Below are 16,037 nucleotides of genomic sequence, written 5' to 3' on the forward strand. Positions count from 1 at the left end.
AATTCAATAATGAAAAATAATCTATACCGTTTCTGTCTGATAGCCCTGGCTTCTATCTTGCTTATATCCTGCAGTGCTAAAAAGACCTATATCGTAAAATCTCCAGGACAAAATAACGAGCTCATTTTTAATCTGACCCAATCCGGACAGCCACAATACCGATTTTCTTCTAATGGAAAGTCAGTAATCGAGCCTTCTTTATTAGGATTTGAATTTGAAGGCATCCGGAAAATGACCGAAGGCTTTGAAGTTGTAGCCACAGAAATCAATACAGCTGATACTGTTTGGGAACAGCCTTGGGGAGAATTTAAAAAAATTAGAGATCATCATAATGAGCTCATCATCCACCTGAAAGACGGTGAAGGACGGCTGGTCGATATCATTTTTAGGGTTTTTGACGACGGCTTAGGCTTTCGATATTCTTTCCCGAAACAGCCAAATCTGGACAAAGTGAAGATTTCCAACGAGATTACGCAGTTCACATTTCCTTTTGATAATGATGTCTGGTCAATTCCGGTGCATTCTGATAACAGCTATTATGAAAGCTTTTATAAAAAAACTCCGATGAGCCAAACCGATACCATCAATACGCCAGCTACTTTTGAAACCAAGAATAATCTTTTTGTAGCAATACACGAAGCCAACCTGACAGATTTTGCCTCGATGACCTTGCTAAAATTGCCAAACAATCAGTATAAAAGCGAACTGGTGCCTTGGGCAGACGGCGTAAAAGTATATGCGCAAGCTCCTTTTAATACGCCTTGGAGAACCGTAATCGTAGGAAAGACTCCTGGTGATTTGGTGACTTCAACATTGATGCTCAATTTGAACGAACCTTCTAAGATTAAAGACATTTCATGGATAGCCCCTTCAAAATACATAGGCATCTGGTGGGGCATGCACTTAGAAAAATATACGTGGGGGCAAGGCGACAAGCATGGAGCTACTACAAAAAATACCAAAGAATACCTCGATTTTGCCGCAGACAATGGTCTTGATGGAGTTTTAGTAGAAGGCTGGAACCAAGGCTGGGATGGCGATTGGACTGCCGACGGAACTGCTTTCAGTTTCGTAAAACCGTATCCTGATTTTGACCTTGACGAAATAAGCAAATATGCCGCGATGAAGAACGTCCGTCTCATTGGCCATCATGAAACAGCTGGAGCTGCCAAGCATTACGAAAGCCAATTGGACGATGCTTTTAAATTGTATAATAAGATGGGTGTCAATACCGTAAAGACGGGTTACGTAAACAAATATTTGGATAAAAAGGAATGGCACGACAGCCAATACGGCGTCCGCCATTACAGAAGAGTAATCGAGACTGCGGCCAAATACCATATCATGATCGACAACCACGAGCCTGTAAAAGGGACAGGATTACAGCGTACCTATCCAAATTTTATGACTCAAGAAGGAGGAAGGGGGCAAGAATACAATGCCTGGTCTGCAGACGGAGGCAATACGCCTGCGCATACAGTTACGTTGCCTTTTACCCGAATGCTTTCTGGTCCGATGGATTATACGCCAGGCAACTTCGACTTTGACTATAAAACAGCGGCTGGTGCAAAAGTGCTGACTACGCTGGCGCATCAATTGGCGTTGTATGTGGTTCTTTTTAGCCCGTTGCAGATGGCTTCCGACTTGCCGGAAAATTATGTCGGCAAGCCTGAATTTAAATTCATAAAAGAAGTTCCATGCATATGGTCGGATACCAAAGTACTTGATTCAAAAATAGGAGAATATACTACGATTGTCCGTAAAGATTGGAATGGACAGAACTGGTATTTAGGTTCTATTACCAACCAAGAAGCCCGAAAGCTGAAAGTGTCTTTGTCTTTCCTAGATTCCGGAAAGTCCTATAAGGCAGAAGTATATGCTGATGGAGACGGAGCTGATTATAAGACCAATCCTTATCCTGTTAGTATGTCTTCCAAAACGGTAAACAGCACTACGATATTGGATATAAATCTGGCTACTGGTGGTGGAACAGCTATAAAATTCACGCCTATTCCATAGTTCCTCTAAAAAAGTATTTTCATAGATTTTGTATATTGTGATTAGCGGAGCTCAAGGGCTCCGTTATTTTTTGGCTAATTTTCACCAATCGAAAATCAGTTACACGCGTAAGAAGAATCCACTATCAGCCTATTGATAATGTGATAATAGAGGCCATAGAGTATTTTAAATCTTTGGAGAAATAAGTGCTTATCACGACCAATCATGATTGTAGGATTAGTCCCAATTGTTAAGGTATGGCTAAAATAGGAACTGTTCTAGCTCAAAATGCCTAACTTTAATATGCATCCTGTCCAATACTTAACAGGAGCAGAACTAATTCCTTTTAATTTAAAATCTATATCATGAAAAAGGTAAGCTTACTAATTTGTACACTTTTTATGGCGCTTACAGGCGCGAAAAGCCATGCCCAAGAGTTTTATATACGCGGCGGCGTGGGTTATGTTACCGAATCAGGAAAGACTGAGTTTAATAATGCTGATCCAAATGGACTGACAATGATTCAGCAATCTACGGATATTACTATAAATCCGGATGGAAGTGCCAGAATAAAATCATTGAGCGGTACGCTTGGCGGCGGTTTCAAGGCAAACATCACGGCAGGTTATATGTTCAATCCCTATGTAGGAGCCGAGGTTGGATTTAATTACTTTTCTGGATATGACAAGACTATCGGAAAATTTACCAGTCCACAGCTACAATCAGAAGAAATTGCCTATTTGAGAGGACTCGATATTGTTCCAGCCATCTATCTTACACCGGCTTTTAGCAAGCTGAATCCTTATGCTAGAATAGGACTTATCATTCCGGCAGCAGGAAAATTACACATCGAAACAACGGCCAACCAGACCGATGGAGGCGGAGCCGGCACCGATATACATATTAATGCAGAATCGGAAGTAGAATCTAAGTTTAGTGTTGGCTTTGTGGGTGCGGTAGGTGTCACGTATCCAATTGGACCAAAACTTCAGGTTTTTGGAGAGCTTGAATTTAAAAATTTAAGCATCAAAAGCAAGTCAGCCGAAATAACCAAATATGAAACCACAGCAGTTACAGACGGAAATGCCGTATTGGTTCCGGGCCAACAGCTAGCTGATCTGCCTGTGAACGAAAAGAAATTTATTTTTTCGGATACTTTTACACAAGGACCTCCAGATCCTAATTCACCACGAAGAATTCCGACACAATACGTAAATGCTAGCGGTGTGGGTATCAATGTAGGAATCCGTTATAGTTTTGGAAAATGAAAAAGTTGCTAGTATATGGTATTTTTCTGCTATTCGCGGGAATACAATCTGGACAATCCCAAACAGTTATCGGAAAATGGAAAACGTTTGATGATGAAACCGGAGCGGCCAAGTCTATTGTCGAAATTTATGAGAAAAATGACAAGATTTATGGTAGGGTTTTAGAAATCCTTGAAAAAGGCAAAGAAGACAAAATCTGTGAAAAGTGTAAAGGAGCCAAAAAAGACAAGCCTATAAAAGGGCTGGTAATCATTGAAGGCCTTACCAAAGACGGCGATACTTGGGAAGATGGCACAATCCTCGATCCTAAAAACGGAAAAGAATACAAATGCCACATTACGCTTGAAAGCGCAAACAAACTAAAAGTTCGAGGGTATATAGGCGTTTCGCTACTAGGAAGGACGCAATATTGGACTCGCATTGATATATAACACTAAAAAGCTCTCTAATTTGGGAGCTTTTTTCTTTTTCGCTTTCTAAGGATTGGAACGGCAGGATATTTTCTTTTTGGCGTCAGGTTGTTGAAAATCAGTGCAACAATTAAAAGAATAAGAGCACCGCTAAGTACAGGAGAAATGACATAAATATATCCCAACTCTTTAATCTGCGCACCGCCTGTAACAGCAATTAACGCCGTAGCGCCTCCTGGAGGATGCAATGTTTTGGTAATCTGCATGAACACTATCGAAAGTGAGACAGCCAGAGGGGCAGCAATCCACAAAATATCAGGAACCATTTTTTGTACTGAGACTCCAATTAGCGCAGAAACCACATGTCCGCCGATTAAGTTTCGGGGCTGCGCCAATGGACTCTGAATGACTCCATAAACTAAAACGCACGAAGCTCCGAAAGAACCGATCAAGAACACAAAATCCGACTCGTTCATTTTGCCATATTGTAGATAGGCGATCAGTCCCATTCCGACAAACGAGCCTATGAAGGCCCAAAAATGTTCCCTAAAATCAACAAGAGTTTCTTTGTATAGGACATATCTTGTCTTGCGATAAGTGCGTTTTATTTTTCGAATCGGCATCAGACGGTTTTTTGGACGTAAGTGTATACGGTATAAGGAAAAAGCTTTTGAGCTACATATCTAGACACTAAAGACACGACCAAGATGGGCCAGAATAAGACATAGCTTCCTACGAGTCCGCACACTAAAAATAATGCGGTAAACGGAGCACTAATGCTAGCACTGAGCATGGCTGCCATTCCGATTACCATAAAATTCAACGGAATAACACCTGCATCAAAAAAACGATTGGATACAAAAGCAAATAACAATCCGAGCAAGGCTCCAATAAAGATGCTAGGAGCAAAAACGCCGCCATCGCCACCAGAAGACAAGGTAACAGAAGTCATTACAGGTTTCAACAGTATACATGCTGCCAATGTCAGAAGCACCGAAACTGCGGGAATAGCCGTATTGGATGTTATAATATTTTCTTTTACAGCATGATAGCCATCACCAAATAATTGAGGGAAAGCAAATAATCCAATTCCGACAATTACTGCGCCAAGGACAACTCTGTAATACGGCGTTTGTATTTTTAAAAACAAGGATTTTATCTTGAGTACACATTTCGTAAGATAGACCGAATTCAGTCCTGCTACAATTCCGAGCAAAATAAAATAAGGAATAGCATGGTAATGCCATTGCTCAAGACCTACGGCAAACAGCGGTTTTTCGTCTAAAAAGAATAAAAACAATCCTGCAATGCCCACGGCTATAGCAACTGCAAATAAAAAAGACTTGGATAATTTTTTTGAGATGACTTCATATGCAAACAAAAGCCCGGCAATCGGACTTGCAAACAAGGCAGCCACCCCAGCAGCTACTCCAGCACAAATTAATTCGGTTTTGTATTTCTTTAAAAAACTTTCTTTGGAATGGGCAATTGAGCCTACAGCGGCAGAAGCCACGACTGTAGAAACTTCAATACCTGTAGAACCGCCAAAAGCCACGGTAATCAAACCATTGATAAAATGGGAAGGAATTTTATAAGCAGGAAGGCTTTTGCCTGGCTTTGTGCTTTCAAAAACTTCCTTAATGCCTTTGTTTTCTTTGTTCTTGAATAGATACAACCTTAAAAAATAGATAACAGAAAGTCCTATAAAAGGAAGTATCAAAAGCAGAAAGCTGTTTTTTTCTGTCCTTCCGAAGAAAATTTCTTCATAATGTTCTGTAACGTATTTCAATGAAATGGCAAGAAGAGAAGCAAGAAATCCTACTAAGGATGCGGCAAGGGCAAGCTTCAGCCATTTTAATCCAATTACTTTTTTGCGAATTTGCATTTCTGGAATGTGATTTATGCAAAGATAGTCATCAATATTCGTTTGTTTCTTATTAAATTCTTAAAACCTTTGAAGCCCTAAAGTTTTTTGTTTTTCTGGAACAAAAGACTTCGATATGCAGAAAGAGAGCAAAAGCTTACGAATCATCAATAAATTCAGAATAAAATTATATAGTGTGTAAAAATATTTTAATTTTTTAATCATATTCTTTTATTGATATTTGCTAAAATAGTATATTTATGCAAAATTTATATACATGGAGATTTTAGCCTGCCCAAAATGCCAACGGAATGAAATCGTAAAAAGTGGTGTCATCAAAGACAGACAGCGGTATTTATGTAAAAAATGTAATTATTATTTTACAGTCAACAAGATTGGCAAAAAGATAGATAACTACTATGTTACCAAGGCACTTCAGCTCTATCTTGAAGGACTAAGTTTTAGGGAAATTGAAAGAATTCTAGGCGTGTCGCATGTAACCGTCAGCAATTGGATCAAGGAGTTTAAAGTCAAAAAGCCATCTCATGCAGATTACCATCCTACTTATAAGATATACAGTCATTTAGAATTAGTTGAGTTTCTTAAAAACAAAGAGCAATTGTCAGGTGCAGGAATGATTATTACCGAACTAGGGGATAAGTTTATGCTCATAAAATGGGAACGTTTCAAGGATTAGCTATACCATTTTACAATTATATATATCTATATTTTTTTCATCGTTTCAATTATTGAATTTGGTACTCCAATAAGCGAAGTATTAACACAATAAACTAACTAGATTATGAAACGATTTTTTTTGATTGCAGTAGTTTTATCGGCCTCCCTTAATGGTTATTCGCAAGGCGCTCCCGATTATGGTAGCGGTCTCAAATTCAACCTGAATGAGGAAGGCTCAAAATACCTCAGAGTATTGGCGTGGAACCAAATCTGGTTTCGTTCTTCAGAAATGAACCCCGGAACAATGATTAATGGGGAAGAAGCAACTACCAGTACCGATATTGGAAACCGCAGGCTTCGAATCCTACTTCAAGCCCAACTTTCAAAACGCTATATGATCGTAACCCATTTCGGAATCAATAACCAGACTTTTACCAACGGAGGAGCAGCTGGTACTACAGGAACCGGAGGATACGGACAAGGCAAAAAGCCAGGATTATTTTTTCATGACGCATGGAATGAATATGCGATAGTACTGCCAGAAGCTGACAAAAAATTTAGTCTTTCGCTTGGAGGTGGATTGCATTATTACATGGGACTTTCACGTTTAACAATGGCTTCAACTTTAAATTTTCTGACTATCGATTCGCCTATTTTTAGCTGGCCGCTTATTGAAAACTCGGATCAGTTTGCCCGTCAGATGGGACTTTTCGCAAAAGGAAAATATGGCAAATTCGAGTACCGCGTAAGCTACAATAAACCATATGCAACCAATATTGCTCCCGTAGACGTAGCATCTTCTGATTTAGCGGTTGCCGTAGATAACAACGGAAATACCAAATGGTCTAAAGCAGGTTATTTTGAATATCAATTCCTAGATACAGAGTCGAATGTTTTGCCGTATAAAGTAGGGTCGTATTTAGGAACTAAAAAAGTGTTCAATTTAGGAGCAGGATTTTACAACGCTCCAGATGCTACGCAGACTTCTGTAGCAGGAAATATTGATAAGCACGATATTACGTTGCTTTCTGCTGATGTATTCGTTGACATGCCAATCGGGAAGCCAGAAAACAAAATGGCGTTGACAGCTTATAGCGTATTCTATAATTATGATTTCGGCCCAAATTACCTCAGAAATTTAGGTATTATGAACGTAGGTTCTGCCGATCCAGATTTTACTGGAGACAGAGCGCTTGCCGGTGCCGGAAATCTCCAAGCGATGATGGGAACTGGAAATATCTGGTATACGCAAGCAGGTTTTTTATTACCGACTGCGCAAGAAAAGCCAAAAGTAAGAATCCAGCCTTTTGGAGCGTATACCTATAAAAATTTCGAAGCTTTAGACAAAGCTAGCAGTCAGTTTGATATCGGAGCAAATTTCTTTATTGACGGACACCATGCAAAAGTAACCACACAATATTCTACACGACCTGTTTATACTTCGCCTGATACTATCGACGGGCAGAAAGGCGAATTCATCGTTCAATTGCAAATCTATTTATAAAAACTAAAAACTATTTTTATATGAGTACAACATCTACAAAAGGAATTTGGAAAGTGATCACAGCCTCCTCGCTGGGAACCTTGATCGAATGGTATGATTTCTACATTTTTGGAAGTCTAGCCGTGGTTATTTCTACCAAATTCTTCCCCGCAGACAACCCTACTGCTGCTTTTCTATCCACATTAGCCACTTTTGCTGCAGGTTTCGTGGTGCGTCCCTTTGGAGCTTTATTCTTTGGACGATTGGGCGATTTGATCGGCCGTAAATATACTTTCATGGTCACGCTTTTGCTTATGGGAGGTGCGACCTTCTTGATTGGTTGCGTTCCTAGTTATGAAAGTATCGGCTTTATGGCACCGCTTTTAGTATTGGTACTGCGTCTGTTGCAAGGCTTGGCGCTTGGTGGTGAATATGGGGGCGCGGCAACTTATGTGGCGGAACATTCACCGCTGGGTCAGCGTGGCTACTGGACATCTTGGATTCAAACTACAGCAACTTTCGGATTGTTTATTTCCTTGATGGTTATTCTTTTGACAAGAAGCGTATTGACTCCGGAGCAATTTGACGAATGGGGCTGGAGAGTGCCTTTCTGGGTATCTATCTTGATGGTATTTGTTTCTTATATTATCAGAAAGAAAATGGACGAGTCGCCTGTTTTTGCCAAAGCGAAAGCCGAAGGAAAAACAAGTACCAATCCGTTGAAAGAAAGTTTTGGAAATAAATACAACCTGAAATTTGTCTTGCTGGCCTTATTTGGTGCTGCAATGGGGCAAGGTGTCGTATGGTATACCGGACAATTTTATGCCATGAGTTTCTTGAAAACGGTAATGTTTGTTGATTCTTCGCAAGCCGATGGTTTACTGGGGCTGGCTTTATTATTCGGAACGCCTTTCTTCTTGTTCTTTGGTTGGCTGAGTGATAAAGTAGGACGAAAAGCCATCATGATGTTGGGAATGCTCTGTGCCATACTGCTTTACAGACCGATTTACAAAATGATGTATGAAACGACAGATGTAAGCTTAAAGACAGAAATTGTCGACAAAGCAAAGCTGGTAGCTATAACTAAAGAAAATAGCCATCAGCAATTGGATTCGATTTATACCGCTACCAAAGAATTTGCAGACGGAACCAAATGGACTCAGGTGAAAACGATCCATCTTCATGATGGACAACCTGTTCTTGATGATAAGGGAGCTGTGAAATCAGATACAAAAACCACGGTAAACATTAATGATACCGACAAATGGACGCTTATTTTCCTTATTTTTATACAAGTCATTTTTGTGACGATGGTATATGGCCCGATTGCCGCTTTCTTGGTAGAAATGTTCCCTGTGAAGATTCGATATACGTCGATGTCGCTGCCCTATCATATCGGTAACGGAATTTTTGGAGGACTGCTTCCCGCCATATCGACTTACTTTGTTACCAACGCTAAAGAAAATGGCGATCCTCAATTTTATCTCGAAGGATTATGGTATCCGATTGTAATCGCTGCTATCAGTTTCTGTATCGGAATGGTCTACTTGAAAAGAAAAAACAATATCGAAAACGAATAAAAAACTAAAAATATGAACGCATTAAAAAGATTTCTCGGAATAATATGGCTGGCCTTGGCCGCAGCCGCAGCTTATTTTTGTATTTTTGAGTTTGGCTACCCTAAATTCGTTTCTGGCAAACAGGAAGACTTGGTATTCGGGATCATTATCCTTTTTGTACTGACTCCATTGATTGTATTGGGACTGGGAACTTTTGGGTATTATGCCCTTACTGGCGAATATGACGAAAGAAAATAATAATAGTTTTTAATAAGACGATAGCTCTTGGGATTTCTCAAGGGCTATCACTTTTTATCAGAATAGCCGTATATGAAAAAACGACACGAACAAAAATTAATCATTGTTTCGCTAATCCTGTTGCTAGGCTTCAACATGCCATTGATGCTGTTGTTTAACAGCGCAACATCGATAGGAGGGATTCCTCTGATTTATATTTATTTTTTTTCTCTGTGGCTTTTTTCGATTTTAATTTCTCTTCTCGTAATCAAAAGATATTATGAGTAGCTTCGGACTTTTACTAATTCTTTCGGTCTATCTGGGCTTGCTCTTTTTGATTGCACATTGGGCAGAGAAAAAAGGCAATACAAAATGGACCAACAATCCGTATGTTTACACGTTATCGCTCGCTGTGTATTGCAGTGCTTGGACGTATTACGGAAGTATTGGAGTTGCTGCTACATCCGGATTAAATTACCTTCCAATTTATGTAGGGCCGATAATTATCATTCCCGCTTGGATTATTATTCTTCGGAAAATCATCCGCATTTCAAAAGTCAATAAGATTTCAAGCATTGCCGATTTTATTTCGTTACGCTACGGAAACAGCCGTTTTTTAGGCGCATTGGTAACATTGATCAGTATTTTTGGAATCCTGCCTTATATCGCTTTGCAATTAAAAGCCATTGCAGAGACCTTTCATATCGTAAGCAAGACTTCTTCGCAGTCAAATATTTTTAGCGATACGACTACTTATGTAGCTATAGCATTGGCTTTGTTTGCTTCTTATTATGGGACGCGCTATGTGGATGCCTCTGAAAAAAGGAAAGGTATCGTGACCGCTGTTGCGATGGAATCTATCTTAAAACTTTTCTTCTTTATTCTCCTGGGAATTTATGTCACTTTTTTCGTGTTTGATGGTTTTGATGATATTTATGCTCAAGCTAGTGTTTTGGAAAATTTTAAAGAAAAAAATACCATAGGAGGGATTCCGCAAGCCATTAATTGGTTTTTTCTTTGTGTGCTTTCGCTTTTTGCTATTTTCTTGTTGCCGAGACAGTTTCAGATGTCAGTCGTCGAAAATAATCGTGAAAATCATATCAAAACAGCCGTATGGCTTTTCCCGCTGTATTTGCTGCTGTTCAATATTTTTGTCTATCCTGTGGCATGGGGTGGCAATATTCTTTTTGAAGGTAAAACAGTCAATCCAGATACTTATTCGTTATTGATTCCGCAGTTTTTTAATAACCAAGTCGTAACCATATTGGTATTTCTTGGAGGATTTTCAGCTGCTATTTCCATGATCGTAGTTTCTTCCATAGGATTATCTACGATGCTCAGTAACAATCTTTTAATTCCCTATGGATTTTTAGGACGATTGCAAAGCGGTTCCCAAGAAACAAATACCAAAAAAATCGTGCAGATTCGAAAAGTCGGTATTTTTCTGCTGATTATTCTTTCTTATTTTATTTATAGGATTTTTGTGTTGGAATACAATCTGTTTTCTATAGGAATGGTTTCTTTTGTAATCATTGCGCAGCTAGCACCTGCATTTTTTGGCGCTATTTTGTGGAGAAGAGGATCAAGAAACGGAGCAATTGCTGGAATGATTGCTGGTTTTTTTATCTGCGGTTACACACTATTAGTTCCGTATGCCATCGGAATTACCAATTTTGATAACAGTTTTATTACCAATGGTCTTTTCGGAATCGAGTTATTAAAGCCTTTCCAATTATTCGGAATTGATTATCTAGACCCAGTGCCACAAGCTTTGTTCTGGAGCATACTGTTTAACTGCTTGACTTATTTGGCAGTTTCTGTAAGTTTTAAAGGTAATTATAGGGAACGCAATTATGCCGAAATGTTCGTGGACATTGACAAATATATTACAATGCATGAGAATGCATTTATCTGGAAAGGAACGGCTTACATCAGCGATATTCAAAAAGTATTAAAGCGTTTTTTGGGTGAAGAACGTACTAAGAGAGCTTTGAATCTTTTTAGCCTTAAGTATAACATCGACAAAAATCAAGAACTTGCAGATGCCAGGCTTATCAAGTTTGCAGAAAACCTATTGACAGGACATATCGGAACGGCTTCTGCCAAAATATTGATTGCGAGCGTGGTCAAGGAAGAAAAAATTACGTTGCCCGAAGTTCTAAAAATTTTAGAAGAATCGAAGGAAAACATTATCATTAACAAGAAACTTACCGAAACATCACGTGAATTAAAAGCGATTACCGCACAGTTAAAGATGGCCAACGAAAACTTGGTAATAAAAGACAAGCAAAAAGACGAATTCTTGGATACGATTTCGCACGAATTACGAACGCCGATAACGGCAATCCGTGCTGCGACAGAGATTCTCCATGATGATGATGAGATTCCGCAAGAAATGAGAAAGCAATTTCTTCAAAATATCATTTCGGAATCGGACAGATTAAATAGGCTGATTTCCAAAATATTAGATTTGGAGAAATTTGATTCAGGAAAACAGAAAATCTACGTCACCCGTAATAATATCTACCATACTATTTCTGAAACGGTAAAGCAGCTGAACCAGCTTATAGAGAACAAGAATATCAAAGTAGATATTGTTTCGGAGAAAAATATTGTCAAGGCGTATTATGACGAGGATCGGATTATACAAGTACTTCATAATTTGCTTTCAAATGCCATCAAATTCTGTCCGAACCAAGACGGAATAATTACTATCTTTATCAAGGAAAACGAAAAGTATATTGAGGTTGCTGTAGCAGACAACGGTAAAGGAATTGACAAAAATGATTTCGAAGCCATCTTTGATAAGTTCTATCAGTCGCAAAACCAAAACATTAAGAAACCTATCGGAAGTGGCTTAGGATTAGCGATTTGTAAAAAAATAATTGAACACCATCAAGGAAAGATTTGGGCTGAAAATGCATTAGATTCAGGAGCCAAAATACTGTTTACGATTCCAAAATACACGAAAGAATAAAACCATTGCCATGAAAAAAATATTGATTGTAGATGACGAGCCTAATATTGTCATGTCGCTAGAATATACGTTTAAGAAAAATAATTTTGAAGTATTCATAGCCCGAGACGGACAAGAAGCTCTCGACATCCTGCAGACAGCCCAGCCCAATATTATCATCCTTGATATCATGATGCCGAATGTTGACGGCTACAACACTTTAGAACAGATTAAAAAAGAAGAAAAATTAAAAGACACCAAAGTCATTTTCCTTTCTGCCAAAAACAAAGAAAAGGATATTGAAAAAGGCCTTTCGCTTGGCGCCGATCTCTATATGACCAAGCCTTTTTCTGTCAAAAAATTAGTAGAGCAGGTCAATTTGCTCCTTGAAAAAGAGTAAAATTATGTATATCTATTTTGCATAAATACATATACAGTTAGGACAATGTTTAGTATATTTACATTTATTCAATACACATTATAATTCCCTTACGATTATGAGCTATTATCAAGTCAAAAATCTTGAACAATATTTCAAGCATTATAATAAATCCATCCGCGAACCTAGAAAATTTTGGGATAAAATTGCGGATGAAAATTTCACTTGGTACCAAAAATGGGACAAGGTGGTGGAATTTGACATGCAAGAGGCCGATGTGAAATGGTTTCTGAACGCGAAAGTTAATATTACTAAGAACTGTATTGACAGGCATTTGGCGAAAAGAGGCAATAAGACAGCCATTATTTTTGAGCCAAATGACCCGAAAGAAGAAGCACAGCACATTAGCTATAACGAATTATACGACAGAGTTGCAAAGATGGCCAATGTTCTTCGCGAGCAAGGCATCAAAAAAGGCGATAGGGTTTGTATTTATCTTCCTATGATTCCCGAACTGGCTGTTTCTGTTTTAGCTTGCGCTCGAATAGGAGCGATACATTCTGTTGTCTTTGCAGGATTTTCCGCTTCAGCGGTTACCTCAAGAATTAACGATTCGCAATGCAAGATGGTCATTACTTCCGATGGCGGTTATAGAGGAAACAAATCAATTGATCTTAAAGGAATTATCGATGAAGCCCTTGAAAAATGCCCATCAGTAGAAAAAGTGCTTGTCGTTAAAAGAACACATGCTGAAATTAACATGAAAACAGGACGCGATTTGTGGCTGCAGCCTTTATTAGAAGAAGCTATTCCTAACAACGTAGCTGAAATCATGGATGCAGAAGATCCTTTGTTTATCCTTTATACTTCAGGTTCTACAGGAAAGCCAAAAGGAATGCTGCACACTACTGCCGGATATATGGTTTTTACGGCCTATACATTCAAAAATATTTTCAATTATGAAGAGAATGATGTCTACTGGTGTACCGCTGATATTGGCTGGATTACAGGGCATTCTTATATTTTATACGGTCCATTATTGAACGGCGCGACTACCGTGATTTTTGAAGGAATTCCTTCTTATCCAGATTTCGGACGATTCTGGGATGTAATTGACAAACATAAAGTTACGCAATTTTATACAGCGCCAACAGCAATCCGTTCTTTGGCTAAAGAAAATAGCGAATGGGTAGAAAAACACGATTTGTCGACTTTGAAAGTTATCGGTTCAGTAGGAGAGCCTATCAATGAAGAAGCTTGGCACTGGTATAACAATCATGTAGGAAAGAAAAGATGCCCGATTGTAGACACTTGGTGGCAGACAGAAACAGGAGGCATCATGATTTCGCCATTGCCTTTTGTAACGCCAACAAAACCAACCTATGCTACTTTTCCTTTGCCTGGCGTTCAGGCCGTATTGATGGATGAAAAGCGTAATGAAATTGAAGACAATCAAGTTGTCGGAAGCCTTTGTATTAAATTTCCGTGGCCGGGAATGGCACGAACAATCTGGGGTGATCACCAACGTTTTAAAGAAACTTATTTTACCGCTTTTCCAGGGAAATACTTTACCGGTGATGGTGCTTTAAGAGACGAAGTAGGTTATTACAGGATTACGGGTCGTGTAGACGATGTAGTTATCGTTTCCGGACATAACCTTGGAACAGCACCGATCGAAGATGCTATCAACGAACATCCGGCAGTTGCTGAATCTGCTATTGTAGGATTTCCGCATGATATCAAAGGAAATGCTTTGTATGGCTTCATCATCTTGAAAGAATACGGAGAGTCGAGAGACCGAGCCAATTTGGCAAATGAAATCAATCAGCACATTTCGGGGCATATCGGACCGATTGCAAAATTAGATAAGATCCAATTTGTTTCTGGATTGCCGAAAACGCGTTCTGGAAAAATCATGAGAAGAATTCTTCGAAAAATTGCCGAAGGTGATTTCTCTAATTTTGGCGACACATCAACATTGCTGAATCCAGAAATCGTTGAAGAAATCAAAAACGGAAGATTATAATTTTGATTTAAATATTTAATTGTTGGAACAGCTTCAATCAAAATTGGTTGAAGCTGTTTTTTTATCTAGTTTTTTAAATCTAATGTTTTTATATCTCCATTAGGCGTAATAATATGGTATATTTTTTTGTCTTTGTCCTTTTTCTCCTCCTTTTTCTTCGTTTTATAAGTAATACTAAATTCCATTACATATTGGATACTGACTATTGGAGACTCAGAATTCATGACTTTGTCAAAAGAATCAGGATCAATGCCATCATAATAAAAAGTCTTGCTTTTTCGCTGTTCTTGCCTCACTAATACTTTGTTGGAATTGTAATAGTCGTTATAATAACTCACATCGGAACTTTCAAAGGCAGTATAATTTTTGTACTGTTTTCCAGGCTGGATGCTATAAAAATTGATCGAAAGTTGCGGTTCATCTTCAAAATTTCTTTTCCCGAATGTATCATAAATTTTGCTTCTGGATTTTAAAAGCTCATTTGCCTGCACAAGCATTTCATTATAGATTTTTTCGGTATCGTTTTTTTTATAATCTACTTTTATGATATTATAAATTTCGTGTTCCGAAGCCAGATCAATCACCTTGTCAAAGAAGCTTATTTCTTTCAGCTTAATGATAATATTCTTTTTAATTTCAAATCCTTTATCGACCTGACTTACATTAACTTGATTCGATGTTGAAGTTGATTTATAGTCGTAAATTTTTGTTTGAGAGATAAAATCTATAAAAATTTCATCTTCCTTAATTCCCATCTTTTTCAGGGCATTTTTAAAACCATCCAACCGTTTATTAATCTTTGCATTGCAATCCTTTACGGATAAAGATTCTTCGTTAAGTCCAAGTGTAACCACGTAAGAATCAGGTGCAACATTGTTCAAAATATTGATTTTATACGTAACTCCTTCTGAATTGTAGACGACCTTTCCTGCATTTTGTTGAACAATGCCTACGTTTTTATAATTATAGGAATTTTGATTCTCATATAACTGATTGGCCCCATGTTGAGAATAGACCATGCCAAAAAATAAAAGGCCAGCGGCAGTGATTTTTAATTTCATCTTGATTGTTATTTAAAGTTTATGCCGCAAGATTACAACGAGATCTAAAATCAAGTTTGGCAAAACCACTTTCCTTTGGCTGTAACCTTTTTACAATCTTTTACAGTAGATTTACAGT

The 16,037-nt window shown here is 38.4% G+C and carries 13 protein-coding genes; 10 read left to right on the forward strand and 3 right to left on the reverse strand.

Annotated elements, in window-relative coordinates:
- The first annotated feature begins 9 nt into the window (after positions 1-9).
- The 3 genes from GGR22_RS15670 to GGR22_RS15680 all read left to right on the forward strand — a co-directional run bounded on the left by GGR22_RS15670 (position 10) and on the right by GGR22_RS15680 (position 3,697).
- The gene (locus tag GGR22_RS15670) at positions 10-2,019 is read left to right on the forward strand and encodes a glycoside hydrolase family 97 protein (RefSeq protein ID WP_182494428.1); all 2,010 of its coding nucleotides are present in this window, start codon (positions 10-12) and stop codon (positions 2,017-2,019) included.
- A 344-nt stretch (positions 2,020-2,363) separates the two neighbouring features.
- Positions 2,364-3,266 (forward strand): outer membrane beta-barrel protein, encoded by a 903-nt coding sequence (locus tag GGR22_RS15675; RefSeq protein WP_121377054.1) that lies wholly within the window; start codon positions 2,364-2,366, stop codon positions 3,264-3,266.
- Positions 3,263-3,697, forward strand: a complete 435-nt coding sequence (locus tag GGR22_RS15680; RefSeq protein WP_182494429.1) for a DUF2147 domain-containing protein — start codon at positions 3,263-3,265, stop codon at positions 3,695-3,697. The genes GGR22_RS15675 and GGR22_RS15680 overlap by 4 nt, the downstream gene beginning before the upstream one ends.
- Positions 3,698-3,711: 14 nt before the next feature.
- Here the strand turns inward: GGR22_RS15680 and GGR22_RS15685 are convergent, their stop codons facing one another.
- Positions 3,712-4,299: an HPP family protein gene (locus GGR22_RS15685; RefSeq protein ID WP_182494430.1), complete on the reverse strand. Its 588-nt coding sequence runs from the start codon at positions 4,297-4,299 to the stop codon at positions 3,712-3,714.
- Positions 4,299-5,561, reverse strand: a complete 1,263-nt coding sequence (locus tag GGR22_RS15690) for a chloride channel protein (RefSeq protein WP_182494431.1) — start codon at positions 5,559-5,561, stop codon at positions 4,299-4,301. The genes GGR22_RS15685 and GGR22_RS15690 overlap by 1 nt, the downstream gene beginning before the upstream one ends.
- Before the next feature lie 256 nt (positions 5,562-5,817).
- On the opposite strand from GGR22_RS15690, the gene GGR22_RS15695 reads away from it, so the two are divergent.
- The 7 genes from GGR22_RS15695 (at position 5,818) to acs (ending at position 14,858) form a co-directional block, all read left to right on the forward strand.
- The gene (locus GGR22_RS15695; RefSeq protein ID WP_121377051.1) at positions 5,818-6,237 is read left to right on the forward strand and encodes an IS1/IS1595 family N-terminal zinc-binding domain-containing protein; all 420 of its coding nucleotides are present in this window, start codon (positions 5,818-5,820) and stop codon (positions 6,235-6,237) included.
- A 105-nt stretch (positions 6,238-6,342) separates the two neighbouring features.
- The gene (locus GGR22_RS15700; protein ID WP_182494432.1) at positions 6,343-7,722 is read left to right on the forward strand and encodes a porin; all 1,380 of its coding nucleotides are present in this window, start codon (positions 6,343-6,345) and stop codon (positions 7,720-7,722) included.
- Positions 7,723-7,742: 20 nt separating this feature from the next.
- On the forward strand, positions 7,743-9,281 hold the full coding sequence (locus GGR22_RS15705; protein ID WP_182494433.1) for an MFS transporter: 1,539 nt from the start codon (positions 7,743-7,745) through the stop codon (positions 9,279-9,281).
- Positions 9,282-9,293: 12 nt separating this feature from the next.
- A complete protein-coding gene (locus GGR22_RS15710; protein WP_182494434.1) occupies positions 9,294-9,518 on the forward strand; it encodes a DUF6814 family protein in 225 nt (74 codons plus the stop codon).
- Positions 9,519-9,777: 259 nt separating this feature from the next.
- Positions 9,778-12,474, forward strand: coding sequence for an ATP-binding protein (locus GGR22_RS15715; protein ID WP_182494435.1), 2,697 nt, complete (start codon positions 9,778-9,780; stop codon positions 12,472-12,474).
- 10 nt (positions 12,475-12,484) lie between these two features.
- Positions 12,485-12,853, forward strand: coding sequence for a response regulator transcription factor (locus GGR22_RS15720; RefSeq protein ID WP_121377045.1), 369 nt, complete (start codon positions 12,485-12,487; stop codon positions 12,851-12,853).
- Between the two features lie 97 nt (positions 12,854-12,950).
- On the forward strand, positions 12,951-14,858 hold the full coding sequence (gene acs, locus GGR22_RS15725) for an acetate--CoA ligase (protein ID WP_121377044.1): 1,908 nt from the start codon (positions 12,951-12,953) through the stop codon (positions 14,856-14,858).
- Between the two features lie 65 nt (positions 14,859-14,923).
- Here the strand turns inward: acs and GGR22_RS15730 are convergent, their stop codons facing one another.
- A complete protein-coding gene (locus tag GGR22_RS15730) occupies positions 14,924-15,919 on the reverse strand; it encodes an SIMPL domain-containing protein (protein WP_182494436.1) in 996 nt (331 codons plus the stop codon).
- Positions 15,920-16,037: the final 118 nt, after the last annotated feature.

The sequence above is a fragment of the Flavobacterium gossypii genome, from assembly GCF_014138495.1.
GTDB classification, from domain to species: Bacteria; Bacteroidota; Bacteroidia; order Flavobacteriales; family Flavobacteriaceae; genus Flavobacterium; species Flavobacterium endophyticum.